Raw genomic sequence first — 18,600 nt, forward strand, 5'->3', positions numbered from 1 at the left:
CGTCCAGCACGCGCGGATCCACACGGGGAACAGCGCGAGCGAGTACTGCTGACCCCGCCAGGTCTTCACCCCCTTCGCGACCACGAGGAACAGACTTCCCGAGTGCCCCGCTCGCTGCGCTCGCAGGGACGGGCGCCCGGCAGGCCGGGCGCTGCGCGCGGGGTCGGGCCGCTGCGCGGCCCTCCGGTTGGGTGCGGTGTGCGTGCCTCTGGCTGGCGGTCTCGGGGTGGCTGGTGTCGGTACGTATGCCGGTCACGAGTCTCCCGCTCAGCGAGATCGTCGAGATCCATCGGATCCTCGACACGCACCACGCCGTCGGCAAGACCGTCGTGGACCTCTCCGACAACCCGCACCTGCCCCAGGAGGCGTGACCAGATGTCCACGACGCAGACGCCGACGCTGACGCTGATCGGCCCCGGTCGGCACGGCACAGCGATCGCAGGCCTGTTCGCCTCCCACGGCGTGAACATCAGCCTGTTCCACTACAAGCCGGCGAAGGCTGAGGCCGCCGCCCGGCGACTCCGACCGATCGCGCGGAATGCCCGCATCGACATAGCGACATCCCTGGAGGAAGCCGCCCAGGCATCCCCGTTCCTTGCCCTCACCACCCTCTGGGGCGCCCCGCAGCAGGCGGTGGTCTCTGCACTCGGGGACCTCCTGGACGGCAAGATCCTGATCGACGTCGCCAACCCGCTGGACGTCACGCCCACGGGCGTGCAGCTGCGGCGACCCGTGGAAGGGTCTGCGGGGCAGTACCTGGCGTCGCTCCTTCCGGCGAACGTGGGACACGTGAAGGCGTTCTCGAACCTCGCCACCGCCGCGGTCGCGAGCTCCGCGATCGCCGAGGCGAGCCCGAAGGCGGTCCTGCCGTACCTGGCCGACTCGGCGGAGACATCCGCGCAGGTCCGCCCGCTGCTGGCGCAGACCGGCTGGCAGCCCCGCTACGTCGGCACGCTCCGCAGCGCCCGCGACCTCGAGATCACCGGCACCTACAACCAGGTGTCCGGCCGGCTCGGACGCAACGTTCTCGACGTCGACGAGTTCACCGCCCGGTTCGGCCCCGAGCAGACGCCGGACGCCTGACGGCCGCGTGAGCCATCCGGCACACCGGGCGAAGCGGCGCCGAATCCCGGTCAGTCCCGTCGTGCAGGCGGGCTGAAGGCGTGCTCTGTCTTGATGGATGCCGTCGAATCGGACGCGAAGAACGCCAGGACGTCGCGGGCTCGTCGCGGGTCGGATGAGGTGGTCGCGACGGCGCCCGAGAACACGGTCTCGATGGCGCAGTCCGAAGGCAGGACACCGAGGATGCGCACCCCGGGTTGACCGACGAGCTCGCTGAGCTGCTGGAAGCCGAGGTCGACCTGGCCGTCGGCGAGCAGCCGGGCGACCGGGATGCCGGGTCGCGCCTGCACGAGACGATCGCCCACCTGGCCGGTGAGGCCCCAGTCGTCGATCGTGCGGACGAGCGCCGTGCCGCTCGGGCCGGTGGAGTAGCCGATGCGAGCGGCGGCGCGCAGGGCCTCGCGGACCCCGCGGGCGTCCGCGAACGCCGCCGTGTCGGGGCGGGCGGCGGGCGAGGGCGTGCCCGAGGGAACCGCGACCGCGACGCGCGAGAGCATGAGCGGTGTGACCGTCGCCGCGTCCACGTGGCCGTCTCCGGAGAGCCGGTCCAGAGCGTCGGCGGCGAGGAACACCAGATCGAGCTGCTCACCCCCGGCCACGCGCTGGGCGGCGTCCACTCCGCCGACGGACTCGATCTCGACGAGGGGCAACCCCCTGTCCGCTGCCGCCGTGGCCAGGTCGGCGAGGACCTGACGCGTCGCCATGGAGGAGATGGCTCTCACACGGCCGCCTCGAACGACTCGGCGTCGACCTCGCTCGTCCCGGTGGCGTTGTAGCGCGGCCCCGACACCGTGGCGGTGTCGATCAGCTCGCCCGCGCGCACGAGCACCGCGGGATCGACGACCGTGCCGAGAGAGCGCTGGTTCTCGCGCACGTGGTGCGCATCCGTGCTCCCGGGGATCGGCACGACGTGATCGCCGCGGGAGAGCAGCCACGCCAAGGCCAGCTGTGCCGGCGTGCGGCCGGCCTCGGCGGCGAGGGCTCGCCACGCGGGCAGCAACGCGGCGTTGGCGGCCCAGTGCTCCGGCTGGAAGCGCGGCATCGCGCGGCGGATGTCCTTCGGCGGCAACTGCTCCGGGTCGGTGATGGAGTCGGCGAGGTACCCGCGTCCGACCGGTGAGAACGCGACCAGCGCCACCCCGGCGTCACGGGTGGCGTCGAGGATGCCGAGCTCGGGATTGCGACTCCAGAGCGAGTACTCGTTCTGCACCGCGGCGATGGGCGCCGCCGCGAGCGCCTCCCGGAGACGGTCCACCGACACCTCCGACAGCCCGATGGCGCCGATCTTTCCCGCCGCCACCATCTCGGCCAGCGCCCCGACGCTCTCGGCGATCGGCACCTTCTTGTCCCACCGGTGCAGGTAGTAGAGATCGATGTGTTCGACGCCGAGCCGCCGCAGCGAGGCGTCGACCTGTGCGCGCAGCGTCTCGGGGCGCCCGTCGATGACCTTCACGCCGTCGACGAGCGCCATGCCGCCCTTGCTGGCCAGCACGACCTCGTCCCGACGCCCCGCGATCGCGCGCCCGACGAGCTCCTCGTTGCGGCCGCCGCCGTACAGCGTGGCGGTGTCGAGCAGCTGGACGCCGTCGTCGAGCGCGGAACGCACGAGCGCCACTCCGTCCTCGAGAGACGGAGGGGTGCCGTAGGCATGGCTGAGGGACATGCACCCGAGCCCCATGCGGGGAAGCCTCACGCGAGCTGCTCCTCGAGCGCGCCGAGCACGCGGTAGCAGTCGATGACCTGGCGGATCGACGAGTTCGGCTCGCGGCCCTCGCGGATCGCGCCGACGAACTCCCGGTCCTGCAGCTCGATGCCGTTGAGGCTGACGGCGACCTGCGAGACGTCGATCTGCTCGTCACGACCGTTGTAGAGGTCGTCGTAGCGCGCGATGTAGGTCTCGGTGTCGCCGATGTAGCGGAAGAACGTGCCGAACGGTCCGTTGTTGTTGAACGACAGCGACAGCGTGCAGATCGCGCCGGTCTCGCTCTTGAGCTGGATCGACATGTCCATCGCGATGCCGAGGTCGGGGTGGATCGGGCCCTGGATGGCGTTGGCCTGCACGATCCGACCCGCCTGGTAGGCGAACAGGTCGACCGTGTGTGCCGCATGGTGCCACAGCAGATGGTCGGTCCACGACCGCGCCTCGCCTTTCGCGTTCGTGTTCGTGCGGCGGAAGAAGTACGTCTGCACGTCCATCTGCTGCACCGCGAACTCGCCGGCCGCGATCCGGTTGTGCACCAGCTGATGCGACGGGTTGAACCGCCGCGTGTGCCCGACCATGGCGACCCGGTCGGAGGCGGATGCCGCGGCCAGGGTGGCCTCGGCATCCGCCAGCGAATCGGCGAGCGGGATCTCGACCTGCACGTGCTTGCCCGCGGCGAGCACCGCCTGCGTCTGATCCGCGTGCTGCTGCGTCGGCGTCGCGAGGATCACCGCGTCGACGTCGTCTCGCTCGAGCACGGCGTCGAGACCGAGCACGGCATTCGGCACGCCGTACTTCTCGGCCACCGACTCCGTGGGCTCGGGCCTGGTGCCGCTGACGACGGTCACCTCGGCGTCGGGGATGTTCGCGAGGCCGTCGAGGTGCTTCATGCCGAAGGCGCCGGCGGCGCCGACGACGGCGACGCGAACCTTGTCACTCATGCGTGGACTTCCTCCAGGGGGAGGCTCACACTCTCGGACTCGACGGGCCGCGGCGCGACGGGGTTGGTGACGACCAGGTGGCCGACGGCGGTGTTGGACGCCGGGACGTGGTAGAACCGGTGGTTCACCTCGGGCGCCCCGCCGCCGAACTGGTCGTCCATCGCCCCACGGGCGATGAGCCAGTCCACCAGCTCGATGCCCTCGGATCCGGCCTCGTCGACGTACTCCATGTGCGACCATTCGGTGAGGCCCAGCGGGTCGGCGATCAGGTGGTCGAGGAACGCGTTGTCCCACTCCTCGTTGATCAGTCCCGCGCGCGGGCCCTGCAGCTGGTGGCTCATCCCCCCGGTGCCCCAGATCTGCACGTTGAGCTCGGGACCGTCCCACTTGTCCAGCGCGCGACGGATCGCCTTGCCCAACTCGTAGCACCGACGCCCGGACGGAACCGGGTACTGCACGACGTTCACCGGAAGCGGGATGACCCGGCACGGCCACTCCTCGACGTCGCCGAACACCAGCGACAGCGGCACGGTCAGGCCGTGGTCGACGACCATCTCGTTGACGAGGGTGAGGTCGAAATCGTCCTGGATGACCGACTGGGCGATGTGCGCGGCGAGCTCGGGATACCCCTTCACGTCGGGCACCGGGCGCGGGCCGTAACCCTCGTCGGCGACGGGATAGTGCGCGCCCGTGCCCAGGACGAAGGTCGGGATGATGTTCGAGTCGAACGCCGTGGCGTGGTCGTTGTACACCAGGATGATGACGTCGGGCGTGTTCTCCTTGGCCCACTTCCGGGTCCACTGGTACCCGTCGAAGACCTTCTTCCAGTACGGCTCCTCGGTCTTGCCCAGGTCCATCGCGGCGCCGATCGCCGGCACGTGCGACGTGAACAGCGCCGACGTGAACTTCGCGGGGGCGTCCGGGCGCATCACCTCGGACTTCTCGTTCGAGGGCGGGGTCCACCCGTCGAGATCCTTCAGGCGCACGCCCTCGGGACGTCGGCCACCTCCGACCATCATGTCGCGGTACGCCGCCTCCGACATCCCGGTCATCGAGCCGGCCATCTGCTGGAAGCTCAGACCGTGCGTGGCGCCGATCTTGCTCAGGAAGTAGATGTTGCCGCCCTCGGCGATGCAGGTGTTCAGGTCGAGATCGAGCACCGCCTGACGCTGCACCGGGGTGAGGGGCCATTCGTCGAGGTACGCCTCGCGGTCGGCGAGGTAGCGCTCGCGGTTCTCGGGCTTCATGAGAGACATCGAGAACTGGTTGAGGTGGTAGCCCTTGCGGGCCTGCTCGGCATCGAAGATGGTCGTGCCGGGGATGTCCTTGTACGGCTTGTCGAGTGCCATGGTCATTCTCCTTCGGGCCAGTACAGCCGCGACGGGTTGTCGACGAGCAGCCTCTGCTGCAGTTCGGGGGTCGTCGCGATCTGTGGGATGTAGTCGACCAGCAGCCCGTCGTCAGGCATGTGGTCCTTGAGGTTGGGGTGGGGCCAGTCGGTGCCCCACAGCACGCGATCGGGGAACTCCTCGACCACGCGACGGGCGAACGGCACGACATCCGTATAGGCGTGCTGCTCGCCATTCAGCGCGCGCGGACCGGTGGCGCTGAGCCGCTCGGGGCACGACACCTTCGTCCACACGTTGGGGTTCTCGCGCATGAAGCGCAGGAACAGCTCGAACTCCGGACCCTCCGGGTCCTTCGTCACATCCGGACGCCCCATGTGGTCGACCACGACGTCCGTCGGGATCGCCGAGAAGAAGTCGTAGAGGTCGGGAAGGTCCTCGGCCTCGAAGTAGATGACGACATGCCACCCGAGGGGGGCGATCTTCTCCACGATCGCGTCGAGCGAGTCGGTCGGCACCCGGTCGACGAGGCGTTTGACGAAGTTGAACCGCACGCCGCGCACACCGGCCTCGTGCAGCTCGGCGAGCTCCTCGTCGGTCACGTCGCGACGAACCGTCGCGACCCCGCGGGCACGCCCCTTGCTGCGGCGCAGCGCGTCGACGAGCGCCCGGTTGTCGGCGCCGTGGCAGGTCGCCTGCACGATGACGTTCCGGTCGAAGCCGAGCTGGTCGCGCAGCGCGAACAGCTGCGCGGCCGACGCGTCGCACGGCGTGTACTTGCGCTCGGGGGCGTAGGGGAACTCCGCGCCGGGGCCGAACACGTGGCAGTGCGCGTCGACAGCGCCGGCGGGGAGCCGGAACGTCGGGGTCGTCGGGCCGTCGTACCAGTCCAGCCAACCGGGCGTCTTCTCGAAGCCGCCGCTGGTGTCGCCGTGCGCGATCGCCTGTGCGTGAGCCATCGTCAATCCTCCACGTACTCGAGGCCCGCGGCCGCCAGCGGCTCCCGCATGCCGTAGATGTCGAGACCGAGCACGCCCTCGCGGAACTTCTGGCGCTTGGCCTCCTCGTTGTCCTCGCGCTTCTGCGAGGCGTCGGCGACGGCGCCGACGAGCTCGCGGGGGACGACCACGACGCCGTCGACATCCGCGACCACCACGTCGCCGGGGTTCACCACGGCGTTCGCCACGACCACGGGGATGTTGACCGAGCCCAGCGTCGCCTTGACGGTGCCCTTCGCGCTGATGGCGCGGGAGAAGACCGGGAAGCCCATCTTCTCGAGGTCGGCGACGTCGCGGACGCCCCCGTCGATGACCAGGCCCTTGCAGCCCCGGGCGGTGAGGGAGGTGGCGAGCAGCTCGCCGAAGAAGCCGTCCTCGCTCTCCGTGGTGCAGCCGGCGACGATGACGTCGCCCTCCTGCACCTGCTCGGCGGCGACGTGGAACATCCAGTTGTCGCCGGGCTGCAGGAGCACCGTGACGGCCGGGCCGCACAGCGTCGCCCCGCTGTACGCCGGGCGGATGTACGGCCGCAGCAGGCCGACCCGGCCCATCGCCTCGTGGATCGTGGCGACCCCGAACCGCGAGAGCCGCGCGACGTCGGCGGAGTCGGGCCGCTCGATGCGCGTGCGGACGATGCCGAGGTCGTTCAGTCGCTGAGTCATCGGGTTCTCCAGGGTGAGGTCACAGGCCGCGGGCTCGCAGGGCGCGGTCCAGGCGCGGGTACACGCGGCGGGCGTTGCCTTCGAAGACCTGTCCGCGTCGTTCGTCGGTGAGGTTCCCGGTCGCATCCACGTATCGCTTCGTGTCGTCGAAGTAGTGGCCCGTGCGCGGGTCGACGTCGCGGACGGCGCCGATCATCTCGCTCGCGAAGAGGATGTTCTCGGTCGGGATGACCCCGGTGAGCAGGTCGATGCCCGGCTGGTGGTACACGCACGTGTCGAAGTACACGTTGCCCAGGAGGTGCTCCTCCAGCTCGGGCTTGCCGAGCGCCATCGCCAGGCCGCGGAAGCGTCCCCAGTGATAGGGCACCGCGCCGCCGCCGTGCGGGATGACGAGCTTCAGGTCGGGGAAGTCGCGGAACAGGTCGCCCTTGAGCAGCTGCATGAATGCCGTCGTGTCGGCACCCAGGTAGTGGTCGCCGGTGGTGTGGAACTGCGGCTTGCACGAGGTGCTCACGTGGATCATCGCGGGCAGCTCGTACTCGACGAGCTTCTCGTAGAGCGGATACCAGCTCTTGTCCGTCAGCAGCGGGGCGGTCCACAGTCCGCCGGACGGGTCGGGGTTGATGTTGACGGTCACGACGCCCAGATCGTTCACCGCCCGGTCGAGTTCGGCGAGGGTCGTCTTCGGGTCGACGCCCGGCGACTGCGGGAGCATCGCGCCCGGGAGGAAACGGTCGGGGAACAGCTGCGACACCCGCGCGACGAGGTCGTTGCAGATGCGCGCCCAGGTCTCGCTGACGGCGAGGTCGCCGAGGTGGTGGGCCATGAACGATGCACGGGGACTGAACACCGTGACATCGCTGCCGCGGTCGTCCATCAGCCGCAACTGGTTCGCCTCGATGGTCTCGCGGATGTCGTCATCGCTGATCCGCAGCGCGGCCGGGTCGGGCGCCTCGCCCGCGCCTTCCGCATACGCGATCTGCAGATCGCGCCACGCTCCCAGCTGCGCGGGGGCCGTGGTGTAGTGGCCATGGATGTCGATGATCAACGTGCGTCCTCGTCACTGTGATCGGGTCGGTGCCGGGTGGTGCGTGCCACGTCGGCAGCGGTGCCGGTGCTGTCACCCTGACTCTAGTTCGCTCTATGGGTATGGTCCAATAGATGTAGGAGCCGAACCGTATAGATGGGATCAATGCGATGTCGCTCACCGATCTCAACCAGTTGCGCACTTTCGTCGTGCTGTACGAGCTGCGCAGTCTGACCGCCGCCGCCGAGCGATTGCACGTCACGCAGCCGACGGTCAGCTACACGCTGAGGAGGTTGCGGCAGCGGTTCGGCGACGACCTGTTCCGCCGCCAGGGGAACGAGATGGTGCCGACCCCGCGTGCCCGGCAGCTGTTCGGACCGCTGCACGAGGCACTGTCGCGCATCGATGCCGTGGTGAGCGCGCCCGACGCCTTCGATCCCGCGAGCTTCGGCGGGGAGCTCTCGCTCGCGCTGACCTCGATCGGCGAGCAGACCTTCCTGCCGCCGATCATGCCGGTGCTCGCGAAGGAGGCGCCGGACCTTCACCTGCAGGTGCGGCGGCTGGACGCGGATCAGGTGGAAGACGGGCTCGTCCGGGGCACCATCGACCTGGCGATCACGGTGTCGTTGCTGGACTCGCCGCGGCTGTGGCGCACACCGGTGCGCGACGTGGAGTACGTGGCGCTGTCCTCGCGTGCCCATCCGCTGCCTCCGACCGCCGCGGACATGTTCGTCGGGCGCCGCTTCGTGCGGGTGTCCTCCCGCGGCGGCCACGTGTACCCGCTCCAGGCGATGATCGAACAGGGACTCATGCCGCAGGTGACGCTGACGGTCGAGGAGTACGCCACCGTGCCCGCGGTGCTCGAGGCGACCGATCTCGTCGTGCTGCTGCCGCGACACGTGGCCGAGGTGTTCTGCGGATGGTTCCCCGGTCTGCGCATCGCCGAGCTGCCGTGGCCGGGCCAGAGCACCCCGGTCGCGCTCTACACGCGACGCGAACTGAGCATGTCTCCCGCGCAGACGTGGTTCCGATCGGTGGTGCTGGATGCGGTGGCCGCCGACGACCACCGGCCGACCTAGCCGTTCTTGCGGTTCCAGCTTGCCTTCGCGGGCGCGAAAGGGCTGCGCACGTGGATCGACCAGTTCGAGTGCGGGTGGACGGAGAGGATCGCCCGTTCGAACCACGACCGGGCCTCGTCCGAGAGCTGCGGCAGCACCACGTCCTTGTCGAGGTCATCCTCCGGCCGCGGCCGCAACGCCTTCCAGACCAGCTGCACCTCGGGCGCACCGGTCGGAATGCCGTCGACCTCGAGCACGGCGCGATCCCACGGCAACTGCAGCCGCGGGTCTCGCCGGTACAGCCAGGCATGTTCCGTCCCATCCTCGACGTTCACCTGAAGCACCCAGGCGCCGGAGCGCTCGTCCTGAATCCGCACCGGCTGCACATCGGCATCGTCGGGCGCGTCGGCCCAGGGGATGACGGCGTCCTCCCCCGCAGGCGCCCAGGCGGTGAAACCGGCAGGCAACGCCCGGACCAGCTGCGGCAGCCCGCCTTGGGTGGTGCTCACGTCCGTGTTCGGCCGTTCGCGGATCGTCCGGCCCAGCCAGTGCTCCAGGGCCACCCCGCCCGACAGCCACCAGCGGGCGCTACCGACCCGAAGGAGCTCAGCGACAGCATGAGGCGTGAGGGGCTCCCAAGCCGTTGCAGCATCCGGAACAGAAACCATGAGCCGAGGCTACCGCCGTCGCGTCAGGCAGGGGACCAACCATCGCCGCAACACCGTCGACGCGAGCCGTGTCATCCTGAGCGCATGGCGAACTCGCCCTCCAGCGACTCGATGATCGACCGCATCGTGCGCGTCCTCGAGACGTTCACAGCTGATCGTTCGGTGCAGTCGGCCAGTCAGATCGGGCGCCGAGCGGCGCTGCCGTCGTCCACCGCGCACCGGATCGTGGACGAGCTGGTCGACGCCGGACTGCTCGGACGCGACGAGGACCGCCGCGTCCACCTGGGAATGCGCTTGTGGGAACTGGCCCTCCGCGGGTCGACCGCGCTACGTCTGCGCCAGGCGGCGCTCCCCTATATGGAGCGCGTGCAGACGCACATCCGCCAGCACACCCAACTCGCCGTTCTCGAACAGGACGAAGCACTGTTCCTCGAACGCCTTTCGCACCCCGACGCCGGTGCGAACATCACACGGATCGCTGGGCGGCTACCGCTGCACGCCTCCTCGTCGGGCCTCGTCCTGCTCGCGCACGCTCCCGCCGATCTCCGCGAACGCGTGCTCGCCCAGCCGTTGCGCGCTCTCGCACCCGAGACGGTGACCGATCCCGGACGTCTACGCCGTCTCCTCGCTGGCGTGCGTCGCGATGGCGTGGCGATCGCGCAAGGTTCGATCGAATCCGTCTCGACCGGCGTGGCCGTGCCGATCCGCGACGCAGGTGAAGTCGTCGCCGCGCTTTCCGTGGTGCTACCACGACAAGCGCCGCACACGGCGGCGATCATCGCTCTGCGAGAAGCCGTGACCGGCATCGAGGCCACGCTGCGGTCCCCCCGATAGTCGGCGTCTCCCGTTCAACGGGAATGCGGCGTTCGACCGTCTGAACCGGGTTCACACTGAGCGAGGCATCCGTTGTCACGTCGAAGGAGACGCCCCAATGTCCACCATCCGCACCCGCGTCGCCATCGTCGGCGCTGGACCCGCCGGACTGCTGCTGTCGCATCTGCTCGCGGCGTCCGGCCTCGAGTCAGTCGTCATCGATCAGCGTTCCCGTGAAGAGATCGAGACCACGATCCGGGCAGGCATCCTCGAACAGGGCACCGTCGAGGTGCTCGACACGCTCGGCGCGTTCAGCCGCGCCCGCACCCTGGGAGACCGCCACGACGGCATCGAGCTCCGCTTCGCCGGCAGCGGACACCGCATCGACTTCGCCGACCTCGTCGGCCGCGGTGTGTGGCTGTACCCGCAGCACGAAGTCCTGAAGGATCTCATCGCCGCGCGGCTCTCCAGTGGCCAAGACCTGCGCTTCGGCGTGACGGCGCATCGTATCGAGGACCCCGCGTCCGACCGCCCACGCGTCATCGCCACCGGCGCAGACGGATCGCCTCTCGAGATCGAGGCCGAGTTCGTCGTCGGCGCCGACGGGTCACGCAGTGTCGTGCGGGAGGCCGTAACCGGTTCCCACACAGGCGGGCACTTCCGCGAGTACCCGTTCGCCTGGTTCGGCATCCTCTGCGAGGCGCCGCCCAGCGCCGACGAGCTCATCTACAGCAACTCCCCCGATGGCTTCGCGCTCATCAGCCAGCGAAGCACCACCGTGCAGCGCATGTACTTCCAATGCGATCCCCGCACCGACCCCAGCACCCTCACCGAGGAGCAACTGTGGGAAGAACTGCAGAAGCGGGTGCCGGGGACGACGCTCAAGGAAGGCCCCGTCTTCCAACGCGACGTGCTGCGATTCCGGAGCTTCGTCGCCCTCGAACTGCTTCGCGGCCGCCTCGCACTCATCGGCGACGCCGCCCATACCGTGCCGCCCACCGGCGCGAAAGGCATGAACCTTGCCGTAGCCGACGTCCTCGTTCTCGAGCGCGCGCTGCGCGCGCTTCTGCTCGAGAGGGACAGCCGCCTCGTCGAGGCCTTCCCCGAGACGGCGCTGCACCGCATCTGGAAGGCCCAGCACTTCTCCTGGTGGATGACCAGCATGCTTCACGTCGCCCCCGATGCAAGGGACTTCGACCGCCTCCGCCAGCTCGGAGAGCTCCAATCCGTCGTCGAGTCCGAAGCCGGCCGCCGCTTCCTCGCCGAGGCATACACCGGCTGGCCCCTCCACACCCTCACCTGAGCCGGCGCTCACGGTTCGGACCAGAGGGTGCGGCACCCGCGGGTCGGCGTCAGTCCAGCCAGCCGGGGACCGCGGGAACCACCGGGTAGTCGATCGCAGGCGCGTCGCCAACGATGGGATCCATGCGGATCCGGCTCAGTCGCATGAAGGCGATGCGCCAGCCGGACTCGGTGAGTCGGTAGAGCTCCTCGTAGTAGCCATATCCCCGCATCCCCCTCTGTTCCGGCACGGTGATCCCCATATACCCTCGTGACCCGCGTGGCCACGTCAGATAGTCGGTCATGGCCCAGCGCCCGCGAGCCGAGAAGTCATCGATCCGCCGAAACTGCGGCATGAACCCGTGATGGACGCTGACGACCTCTTCGGTCATGTTGCGCATCAGGTTCTCCACGAACGTGTCGGGGTCGGGCGCGGCGGCCCACAGTCCTTCGAAGACGCAGTCGTCCACGAAGAGTCCGCGCAGTTCGTCCCACTGCTTCAGGTCGACGTAGTGAAAATAGCGTGCCTTCAGGTCGCGGAGCTCCTCTGCCACGGTGGGGGTGACCGCACGTACTCGGGGCATCGAGAAACCATCCTCGCTCTTCACGGCGCCTGGGTACTTCCTCTACTGCTCGTCGATCTCGAAGTCGACCGAGGCGATCTGCTCCGAGATCGCTCCGGAGAGAGGGAAGAGCGGCAGATGCGCGGGGTGCGTCGCGTAGGCACGGACATCGTCGAGGGTGCGGAAGTCGGCGACGAGTGCATAGTCCCATGCGCGTTCGCTGCGCATCACGTCGGGGCCGTGTGACAGTCGGACCAGGCCGGGAATCTTTCCGAGCAGACCATCGAGCAGGTCGCGCCACTCCTCGAGCACGGCAGGATCATGGTTCGCTGCGAACGAGAAGAACACGACGTGACGGATCATCGTGCCCCGGCTCCGTCGGCAAGGCTCAGGTCGCCGATCGACGCGCCGCTGGCGGTACGCCCGAGAAGGTAGGCCATGGTCATGATCGGACCGAGCGTGGCGCCGGCGCCGGGGTAGCCGGCGGCGAAGGCGTTCTCGGAGGCGTTGCCGACCGCAAACAGGCCGCGTATGGCATCGCCGTCTGCGTCGAGGACCCTTCCGAGGCCGTCGGTGGCGATCCCTCCGCTGGTGCCGAAGCAGCCGTTCACCACGGCGAGAGCGTAGTAGGGGCCTTGCTCGAGCGGTGCGAGGCTGGGATTGGGATACGGGTTCTGTTCGTCTCCCCAGTAGCGGTCGTACGCGCTCGCACCGCGGTGGAAGTCCGGATCCTCCCCACGGGCGGCGTGCTCGTTGAATCGCGCGACCGTCTCGGCCAGCGCCTGGGCGGGAACGTCGATCTTCCCGGCGAGCTCTCCGAGGGTTGCTCCTTCGACGAGCCAGTCGGGAGTCGGCTCCTGGCGTGCATCGACCAATGTCGGAGGCCTCCCGTAGCCTGTAAATGTCACATTCACTAGCCAACGTTCCGGGAGGACACCATGGCCACCACACCGACCACCATCAAGGCGGGCACCCCGCGCGACTTCCTCGGCCTCGTGCCCGCGCTGCTCGGCTTCACCCCGCAGGACTCGCTCGTGCTCGTGCCCTTCGAGGCGTCGCGCACGATCGGGGCGATGCGACTCGACCTCGACGCGGATGCCGCGACGCTCGCGCACACCGGCCTCGGGCTGGTCTGCCGAGTGCCGCGCGTGACCGGGGTAGCCGCCGTGATCTACGCCGCCGAGGACGCCGACAGCACCCGCGATCTCGGCCAGCAGATCGCCGATGTCGCCGACCGGCAGGGACTGCACCTGGTGGACGTGCTCTACGTCGCCAGCGACGGCTACGGCAGCCACCTGACCGGCGAGGCACCGCGCCCCGTCGCCGAGATCGCGACCCCGGACGCGCTGCGCGAGAAGGTCGCAGCATCCCAGACCGCCGGGGCGAGCATCCCCGACGCCGACCCGGCGCGTGCCGCCCGGATCGCGTTCGCGGCCGCGCGGATGGACGACGATGCCCTCGCGGACTTCGTCGCCGTCGCGGAGGACGCCCTGACCGGTGACCCCGCCGACCTCGACACCCGCCAGGCTGCGATCCTGCTCACCGGCATCGGCATCCCGCTGTGGCGTGACGTGGCCCTCATCCAGTGGGCCACCGACCGCGGCAACGGCACCCGTGCCCTGGCCGCGCAGATCGGCCACTCGATCATGGGCGCACCCGTCCCCGAGAGCATCGCCCGCACCCTCTACGGACAGGGCGACCGCCCCGACGCCGACCGGCTGACGGCGGGACTCGCGCTCGTGCGCCACCTTGCCGCCTACGCCGACGACCAGGAGCGCCCCAACCTGCTCGCCGCCGCCGCCTGGCTGTCCTGGGCGCTGGGCCGATCCACTCACGCCACCGTCTACACCGACCGCGCCCTCGCGATCGACCCCGACCACGGCATGAGCCAGATCGTCGCGACCCTCTGCTCGGCAGCCGTGCTCCCGGATTGGGCGTTCGCCCGCTGAGCGTCACCGAGTGCCCGCCGGTCACCCCGGCGGGCACTCGCCCGTGACGCACTCGCGATGTCCCCGCGCGATGTCGGAGGCCACCCGTAGCCTATGAATGTCACATTCACTAGCAATCGTTCCGGGAGGACTCCATGACCGAGACCATCAACAACGTCCACGACATCCGCGCAGCCGTCGAGCGCGCGATCCGCTTCCACGCTCCGCTGCGCGCCGAGTTCGACGAGGGATGGACGACCATCGAGCCGGACGAGCTGCGCCAGGCCTGGGACGACTACAGCCTCAGCGACCCGTTCACCCTCGACCCCGCAATGCCCGCCCTGCTCGCTCGCATCGACGCCGACCACCCGGACGACGACCCCCAGGTGTGGGTGCCCCTCGGCGGGCAGGGCGACCCCGACTATCTGGATGCCGTCGTGGTCACCGAGCGCACCGTCACCAAGTACACCGCGCGCGACGGCCAGATCGAGCAGCCCTACTCGCTCCCCGAGGGCGACCCCCACGGCCTCACGCAGAGCGGCTGGCGGGCCGCGGCGAGCGCAGCGCGCTACGCGATCATCGGCCTCAACGCCGACGCCAGCAACACCGAGTACCTGCGCGGGCAGATCGAGGCGTACCTGACCGCGTTCGGTCACTTCGAGCCGGGGCGCGATGCCGACGCCAAGCGCGAGCGGGTCACCGCCGAGATCACCGCGGCGATCGCCGCCCAGTGACCCACGCCGGGGCGGGCGCGCAGACCGCGCCGCCCGCCCCGCCCAATGTCGGAGGCCACCCGTAGCCTGTGAATGTCACATTCACCGTCGAGAGTCCAAGGAGGACGCCATGACCGACACCACCACCCTCATCACCCGCACCCCCGGCGACACGTTCCGCTTCCGCGGCACCGAGTACGTGCTGATCGACTTCGCCCGCACCAAGGCGAAGATCGCAGCCCTCACCGAACCCGGCAAGGTGTACACCCTCGCCCGCACCGCCACCGTCGAGCCGACCGGGCACAGCGACGACGCACTCGCCGCTGCCCTGCAAGCCACCGCGGCCGCGCTGCCGAGCCTGATCCCCGGAACCCGCGTGCGCATCGTCGCCAACCCGCGCACCACCCGTGACGGGCTGGCCGGAGTCGAGACACTCATCGTCCGCACCAACCCCAAGTCATACACGCTCGCCAACGGCTGGCGCGTCAGCCCTGGGCTGGTCGAAGCCGTCTGACCCCCTCGCCGCCGCCGGGTGCACACCTACCCCGGCGGCGGCGAGCACCACCCACCCGAGGGGAGCCGGCTACACGCCCCTCCCCTCGGCGGGAGCACCTCGAGTTCCATCCCCCGCCCGCGCTCGCCGCAGGCCTTCACCGTCCCCAGGAGGACACAATGACCACCACCGAACCCGCGGCCTCAGCCGCACCCCGCATCCCTGCCGACGACCTGATCGACCGGCTGTGGAGTCTCATGCACGACATCGAGGCAGCCGATTTCCCCGCGCTGCGCATCGTCGAGCTCGACGAGCCGACCGACTACGGCGAGCGCACCGTGCTGTGGTGCCCGCGCTGCGATCAGCACGTCAACGTCGAGGACGGCTACCTGCGCGCGATCGACATGGACGTGCGCTACAACAGCGTCGGCCAGATCAACACCATCGAGCGCACCGTGCCGCAGTACGAGGCAGACCCCGACCCCGGCGACGTGCTCGTGTACCTGCACCAGACCGACGCGCACGGCGAGCACGGCGTGCGTCTCCCCGAGGGCTGGGAAGGCGTCTGGAAGGCGTAGCCGCACCCCTGCGACATGAGCGCCCCGCGCCTCTGCCGGGGCGCTCACGCACGCCACGACCGACCCTCTGCTGCGATGTCCGACCCCACCCGTAGGCTGTGAACGTCACATTCACTAGCAAGCGATCCGGGAGGACGCCATGACCACCTACATCACCTTCGGCCCCGACCACGCCGACCTGCACCCGCACGTCGGTACGGGACTGAACCGCGGCTACGTCGCGATCAGCACCGGCGACCGCGGCCGCGACATCGCCGCGGCGTTCGCGATCCTCGGCGAGCAGTGGGCCTTCGACTACCAGGACGCAGCCGCGCTGGATGCCCGCTACCCGGACGGCGAGATCGCCCGCATCACCCTCATCGACGAGGCGGCGCAGAAGGAGATCGCCGGTCTGATCGAGGACACTTTCGCCGCGGCCGAGGGCGACAGCAACGACGCCGAGATCGAGGCGCTACAGGCCGCACGCGACCGCCTGGCCGCGCTGATCGACTACACCCCCGCCCACGAGCGGGACTGGACGCCGCTCGACGCGGCCTGATGTAGGAACCGCTCAGAGTTGTCCGCGGTGCCAGCCACAGAGCCGGGATCTCCCACCGAAGATGTCCACCGGAGTGCGGCCAGATTCTGTGCTGAGTTGTCCACGACGGCTGCGGCCAGCTTCGTCGAAGCCGTCAGTACTTGATTTCCGCTGGATCTCTGAACGCCACTAGACCTACGAGATTTCCTTCGGGGTCGCGAATGAATGCTTGCCATTCTTCTCGCCCTGCTGGTCCGAGCGCATCTCTGGTGTGAGTGAAGATCGGCCGCCCCGGGGATACGATTTCGACCTCGCCGGCTCGGTCGACGGCTAACTCCAGATCATCGACGCGGAGGTAGAGCAGCGCTGACGGTGCCGCGCTCTCGAGTAGCAAACGGACGCCGTCGAGATCGAAGAACACCAAACCGGGCGGATCGAATCGGGCCACAGGGGCGGAGCCGAGCAGTGCGGAATAGAAGGCTGTGGCGCGTTCCAGATCGACCACGCGCTGGGCTACTTGGACGAGAGACGCCATGCTCATTTGCCGTCGCCGTGCACGTCTCGAATGACGGCGAGGGAGCGATCGAGTAGTTCCCGCAGCGCATCTTGGTCCACCCCCGACAATCGGGGGAGGTAGAGGCACGCGCTACTGGTGCGGTGTGGACCGAGCCGCTCGAGCAGGTCGGGCCACCGCTCGGCAAACCCCTCGACCAGGTAAAGCGTGTGCTTGGACCCGGAAGCGAAGGCGATCTCAGGCGCGATACCCTCTCGCCCGCTGTCGTACGCGTAGCCGTATTGGCCGAACCCGACAATCCGTTCCGCCCACACCACCGGCGGGCGCTGTGCAACGTGCTCGAAGAGCTCGAGGAGTTCGGTTACCTCGCCGCGTCGTGGCCCGGTTGCCCGGTCCAGCGCCTCGTCGACGCTGGTGTCGGAAGGCATCACGAGGCGGTCTCCGTTGCTCGCTGCGATTCGATGTATGCCTTGAGTCGGGCCAGATGGTCGCCGTCCTCCTTCTTTGTGATCGCGGCCACCAGGGGCAGCATCATCCGCCGCAGTCCGCCGGCGGCGAGCTCGCACGTCCACTCGATCCGCGTGCCGGTGCCGGCCGGGTGCAGCCGGTAGACGTAGGTCGCGGTGATGCCCTCCGCCTCGCTGGCGACCGCAAAAGCGGTGGGCGGCTCGAGAGCCACGATCTGCAGCTGCCCCGTCGCCTCCTTGCTCTTCACTCGGCGCGTCTCCTCGATGACGGACCCCACAGCGAGCGGGCCATCCGTCACCTTCACGCTCTTCACGACACCGTCGACGTAGTCGACCGCCCTTGTGGGATCTGCCAGCACTGCGAACACTTCCTGTTGCGATCTGTCGATGTGCTCGGTGAACTCGAAAGCGATCATGGGCCTTCTCCTGGGTGATGGTCGGGGTGGTGATCAAGAGGCACATAGGCGTCTGTCCAGCTGACGCGAACGGCGTCGTTCGCGCGCTGGTCGACGTGATGGATCTCGAAGGGCGGTGCGCAGCGCAACCGCCACCCTTCTGAGGGCATCCATTGCACCCCGATAGCCGCGAAGGTCTTCGCGATCTGCTCTGCACCGCCGGTGTGCCGATGCGCGACGCACACCTGCGCCGGCATCTGGCGGTAGGTGAAGGGGTGGGGTGGATCTATCGGTGCGGCAATGGGGATGCCAGCGTCGAAGCGGATCTGCTCGTTGTCCACCACGTAAGGGTCATCTGGGGTGATGCCCACGAGGAGGTCGGAGGAGTGGGCGATGCCGTGCTCTATCGCGAAGGCCCTCAGCTGCTGCCACGGCTCGACCGATGGGTGCCCGATGCCGAGGCCGTTGTACCCGCGATGACGGAGGACGAGCAGGTGCCGCTCGGGGGTGCTCTCAACCCGTACCGGGACGGCATCGAGGTCATAACGGAGTGTCAGCGGCGTCTCTTCTGCGAAGCCCGCAAACGTCGTGCTCTGCTGCGCCAGGTCCGCGTGCTCGCGGTACGCGCGCAGCATCCTCCGATACTCCGATGGACTGATCTCGAACCGCTGCACGAACGCGCGTGTGAAGGTCTCGGGCGTTGCGAACCCGGATTCCAACCTGGAGTCCCGCGGGGTGGTGGTCTTTCGGGCCCGCGGCGTCGTGACCGCGACGGGGTGAGCCATCGTGCGATGGTCAGTGAGAACGACCAAGA

The 18,600-nt window shown here is 69.1% G+C and carries 25 protein-coding genes; 10 read left to right on the forward strand and 15 right to left on the reverse strand.

Annotated features, from left to right (window positions below; translation table 11 throughout):
• The first annotated feature begins 233 nt into the window (after positions 1–233).
• Entirely contained in the window at positions 234–371 is a 138-nt protein-coding gene (locus tag AB0300_RS18080; RefSeq protein WP_363381146.1) for a hypothetical protein, read from the forward strand.
• Between the two features lie 4 nt (positions 372–375).
• Entirely contained in the window at positions 376–1,083 is a 708-nt protein-coding gene (locus AB0300_RS18085) for an NAD(P)-binding domain-containing protein (protein ID WP_005052154.1), read from the forward strand.
• A 50-nt stretch (positions 1,084–1,133) separates the two neighbouring features.
• Here the strand turns inward: AB0300_RS18085 and AB0300_RS18090 are convergent, their stop codons facing one another.
• From AB0300_RS18090 to AB0300_RS18120, 7 genes are read right to left on the reverse strand one after another with little or no spacing between them, the layout of a single operon-like run.
• The gene (locus AB0300_RS18090) at positions 1,134–1,844 is read right to left on the reverse strand and encodes a substrate-binding domain-containing protein (RefSeq protein ID WP_005052156.1); all 711 of its coding nucleotides are present in this window, start codon (positions 1,842–1,844) and stop codon (positions 1,134–1,136) included.
• Entirely contained in the window at positions 1,841–2,815 is a 975-nt protein-coding gene (locus AB0300_RS18095; protein WP_005052159.1) for an aldo/keto reductase, read from the reverse strand. The genes AB0300_RS18090 and AB0300_RS18095 overlap by 4 nt, the downstream gene beginning before the upstream one ends.
• Positions 2,812–3,765: a Gfo/Idh/MocA family oxidoreductase gene (locus tag AB0300_RS18100; protein WP_005052163.1), complete on the reverse strand. Its 954-nt coding sequence runs from the start codon at positions 3,763–3,765 to the stop codon at positions 2,812–2,814. The genes AB0300_RS18095 and AB0300_RS18100 overlap by 4 nt, the downstream gene beginning before the upstream one ends.
• A complete protein-coding gene (locus tag AB0300_RS18105; RefSeq protein ID WP_005052165.1) occupies positions 3,762–5,114 on the reverse strand; it encodes a protocatechuate 4,5-dioxygenase subunit alpha/beta in 1,353 nt (450 codons plus the stop codon). Before AB0300_RS18105 ends, AB0300_RS18100 begins: the two co-directional genes overlap by 4 nt.
• 2 nt (positions 5,115–5,116) lie before the next feature.
• Positions 5,117–6,070, reverse strand: coding sequence for an amidohydrolase family protein (locus AB0300_RS18110; protein WP_005052167.1), 954 nt, complete (start codon positions 6,068–6,070; stop codon positions 5,117–5,119).
• A 2-nt stretch (positions 6,071–6,072) separates the two neighbouring features.
• Positions 6,073–6,771, reverse strand: coding sequence for a 4-carboxy-4-hydroxy-2-oxoadipate aldolase/oxaloacetate decarboxylase (gene ligK, locus AB0300_RS18115; RefSeq protein WP_005052171.1), 699 nt, complete (start codon positions 6,769–6,771; stop codon positions 6,073–6,075).
• 19 nt (positions 6,772–6,790) lie between these two features.
• Positions 6,791–7,819, reverse strand: a complete 1,029-nt coding sequence (locus AB0300_RS18120; RefSeq protein WP_005052173.1) for an amidohydrolase family protein — start codon at positions 7,817–7,819, stop codon at positions 6,791–6,793.
• A gap of 149 nt (positions 7,820–7,968) precedes the next feature.
• On the opposite strand from AB0300_RS18120, the gene AB0300_RS18125 reads away from it, so the two are divergent.
• Positions 7,969–8,877 (forward strand): LysR family transcriptional regulator, encoded by a 909-nt coding sequence (locus tag AB0300_RS18125; RefSeq protein WP_005052175.1) that lies wholly within the window; start codon positions 7,969–7,971, stop codon positions 8,875–8,877.
• Here the strand turns inward: AB0300_RS18125 and AB0300_RS18130 are convergent.
• Positions 8,874–9,524 (reverse strand): hypothetical protein, encoded by a 651-nt coding sequence (locus tag AB0300_RS18130; RefSeq protein WP_005052177.1) that lies wholly within the window; start codon positions 9,522–9,524, stop codon positions 8,874–8,876. The two genes, AB0300_RS18125 and AB0300_RS18130, sit on opposite strands and share 4 nt — an antisense overlap.
• 84 nt (positions 9,525–9,608) lie before the next feature.
• Between AB0300_RS18130 and AB0300_RS18135 the strand changes: the two genes are divergently transcribed.
• Entirely contained in the window at positions 9,609–10,358 is a 750-nt protein-coding gene (locus AB0300_RS18135) for an IclR family transcriptional regulator (RefSeq protein WP_005052180.1), read from the forward strand.
• 97 nt (positions 10,359–10,455) lie between these two features.
• Complete coding sequence (locus AB0300_RS18140; protein ID WP_005052183.1) at positions 10,456–11,640, forward strand: 4-hydroxybenzoate 3-monooxygenase; 1,185 nt, start codon at positions 10,456–10,458, stop codon at positions 11,638–11,640.
• Positions 11,641–11,689: 49 nt separating this feature from the next.
• On the opposite strand, the gene AB0300_RS18145 is transcribed toward AB0300_RS18140, so the two are convergent.
• The 3 genes from AB0300_RS18145 to AB0300_RS18155 are packed head-to-tail and all read right to left on the reverse strand — an operon-like array spanning position 11,690 to position 13,056.
• Positions 11,690–12,226: a nuclear transport factor 2 family protein gene (locus tag AB0300_RS18145; protein ID WP_052323124.1), complete on the reverse strand. Its 537-nt coding sequence runs from the start codon at positions 12,224–12,226 to the stop codon at positions 11,690–11,692.
• An 18-nt stretch (positions 12,227–12,244) separates the two neighbouring features.
• Entirely contained in the window at positions 12,245–12,544 is a 300-nt protein-coding gene (locus tag AB0300_RS18150) for a Dabb family protein (RefSeq protein ID WP_005052188.1), read from the reverse strand.
• Positions 12,541–13,056: an FAD-binding protein gene (locus tag AB0300_RS18155; RefSeq protein WP_005052190.1), complete on the reverse strand. Its 516-nt coding sequence runs from the start codon at positions 13,054–13,056 to the stop codon at positions 12,541–12,543. The genes AB0300_RS18150 and AB0300_RS18155 overlap by 4 nt, the downstream gene beginning before the upstream one ends.
• Before the next feature lie 63 nt (positions 13,057–13,119).
• On the opposite strand from AB0300_RS18155, the gene AB0300_RS18160 reads away from it, so the two are divergent.
• The 5 genes from AB0300_RS18160 (at position 13,120) to AB0300_RS18180 (ending at position 16,431) form a co-directional block, all read left to right on the forward strand.
• Positions 13,120–14,130: a DUF4192 family protein gene (locus AB0300_RS18160; RefSeq protein WP_062637444.1), complete on the forward strand. Its 1,011-nt coding sequence runs from the start codon at positions 13,120–13,122 to the stop codon at positions 14,128–14,130.
• Positions 14,131–14,264: 134 nt separating this feature from the next.
• Positions 14,265–14,843, forward strand: a complete 579-nt coding sequence (locus AB0300_RS18165; protein WP_005052196.1) for a hypothetical protein — start codon at positions 14,265–14,267, stop codon at positions 14,841–14,843.
• A gap of 109 nt (positions 14,844–14,952) precedes the next feature.
• Positions 14,953–15,336, forward strand: coding sequence for a hypothetical protein (locus tag AB0300_RS18170; RefSeq protein ID WP_005052841.1), 384 nt, complete (start codon positions 14,953–14,955; stop codon positions 15,334–15,336).
• A gap of 158 nt (positions 15,337–15,494) precedes the next feature.
• On the forward strand, positions 15,495–15,893 hold the full coding sequence (locus AB0300_RS18175; protein WP_062637442.1) for a hypothetical protein: 399 nt from the start codon (positions 15,495–15,497) through the stop codon (positions 15,891–15,893).
• Between the two features lie 139 nt (positions 15,894–16,032).
• On the forward strand, positions 16,033–16,431 hold the full coding sequence (locus AB0300_RS18180; RefSeq protein ID WP_062637441.1) for a hypothetical protein: 399 nt from the start codon (positions 16,033–16,035) through the stop codon (positions 16,429–16,431).
• Between the two features lie 133 nt (positions 16,432–16,564).
• Here the strand turns inward: AB0300_RS18180 and AB0300_RS18185 are convergent, their stop codons facing one another.
• From AB0300_RS18185 to AB0300_RS18200, 4 genes are all read right to left on the reverse strand, one after another.
• The gene (locus tag AB0300_RS18185) at positions 16,565–16,945 is read right to left on the reverse strand and encodes a VOC family protein (RefSeq protein WP_085603663.1); all 381 of its coding nucleotides are present in this window, start codon (positions 16,943–16,945) and stop codon (positions 16,565–16,567) included.
• Between the two features lie 2 nt (positions 16,946–16,947).
• Entirely contained in the window at positions 16,948–17,352 is a 405-nt protein-coding gene (locus AB0300_RS18190) for a DUF1801 domain-containing protein (protein WP_062637438.1), read from the reverse strand.
• Positions 17,352–17,807, reverse strand: a complete 456-nt coding sequence (locus AB0300_RS18195) for an SRPBCC family protein (RefSeq protein ID WP_054687628.1) — start codon at positions 17,805–17,807, stop codon at positions 17,352–17,354. The genes AB0300_RS18190 and AB0300_RS18195 overlap by 1 nt, the downstream gene beginning before the upstream one ends.
• The coding region (locus AB0300_RS18200) for a GyrI-like domain-containing protein (protein ID WP_363381135.1) at positions 17,804–18,600 on the reverse strand (797 nt) is incomplete at its 5' end. The genes AB0300_RS18200 and AB0300_RS18195, both read right to left, overlap by 4 nt.

Origin of the sequence: Microbacterium sp. NPDC078814, assembly GCF_040702645.1 — a bacterium.
Taxonomy (GTDB): Bacteria; Actinomycetota; Actinomycetes; order Actinomycetales; family Microbacteriaceae; genus Microbacterium.

Excerpts from the sequence above, each read along its gene's own strand:
- AB0300_RS18085 (WP_005052154.1), top strand. The coding sequence starts at position 376 with ATGTCCACGACGCAGACGCCGACGCTGACGCTGATCGGCCCCGGTCGG.
- AB0300_RS18100 (WP_005052163.1), bottom strand. The coding sequence starts at position 3,765 with ATGAGTGACAAGGTTCGCGTCGCCGTCGTCGGCGCCGCCGGCGCCTTC.
- AB0300_RS18105 (WP_005052165.1), bottom strand. The coding sequence starts at position 5,114 with ATGGCACTCGACAAGCCGTACAAGGACATCCCCGGCACGACCATCTTC.
- AB0300_RS18110 (WP_005052167.1), bottom strand. The coding sequence starts at position 6,070 with ATGGCTCACGCACAGGCGATCGCGCACGGCGACACCAGCGGCGGCTTC.
- ligK (WP_005052171.1), bottom strand. The coding sequence starts at position 6,771 with ATGACTCAGCGACTGAACGACCTCGGCATCGTCCGCACGCGCATCGAG.
- AB0300_RS18125 (WP_005052175.1), top strand. The coding sequence starts at position 7,969 with ATGTCGCTCACCGATCTCAACCAGTTGCGCACTTTCGTCGTGCTGTAC.
- AB0300_RS18130 (WP_005052177.1), bottom strand. The coding sequence starts at position 9,524 with ATGGTTTCTGTTCCGGATGCTGCAACGGCTTGGGAGCCCCTCACGCCT.
- AB0300_RS18135 (WP_005052180.1), top strand. The coding sequence starts at position 9,609 with ATGGCGAACTCGCCCTCCAGCGACTCGATGATCGACCGCATCGTGCGC.
- AB0300_RS18140 (WP_005052183.1), top strand. The coding sequence starts at position 10,456 with ATGTCCACCATCCGCACCCGCGTCGCCATCGTCGGCGCTGGACCCGCC.
- AB0300_RS18150 (WP_005052188.1), bottom strand. The coding sequence starts at position 12,544 with ATGATCCGTCACGTCGTGTTCTTCTCGTTCGCAGCGAACCATGATCCT.
- AB0300_RS18160 (WP_062637444.1), top strand. The coding sequence starts at position 13,120 with ATGGCCACCACACCGACCACCATCAAGGCGGGCACCCCGCGCGACTTC.
- AB0300_RS18165 (WP_005052196.1), top strand. The coding sequence starts at position 14,265 with ATGACCGAGACCATCAACAACGTCCACGACATCCGCGCAGCCGTCGAG.
- AB0300_RS18170 (WP_005052841.1), top strand. The coding sequence starts at position 14,953 with ATGACCGACACCACCACCCTCATCACCCGCACCCCCGGCGACACGTTC.
- AB0300_RS18175 (WP_062637442.1), top strand. The coding sequence starts at position 15,495 with ATGACCACCACCGAACCCGCGGCCTCAGCCGCACCCCGCATCCCTGCC.
- AB0300_RS18180 (WP_062637441.1), top strand. The coding sequence starts at position 16,033 with ATGACCACCTACATCACCTTCGGCCCCGACCACGCCGACCTGCACCCG.
- AB0300_RS18185 (WP_085603663.1), bottom strand. The coding sequence starts at position 16,945 with ATGGCGTCTCTCGTCCAAGTAGCCCAGCGCGTGGTCGATCTGGAACGC.
- AB0300_RS18190 (WP_062637438.1), bottom strand. The coding sequence starts at position 17,352 with ATGCCTTCCGACACCAGCGTCGACGAGGCGCTGGACCGGGCAACCGGG.
- AB0300_RS18195 (WP_054687628.1), bottom strand. The coding sequence starts at position 17,807 with ATGATCGCTTTCGAGTTCACCGAGCACATCGACAGATCGCAACAGGAA.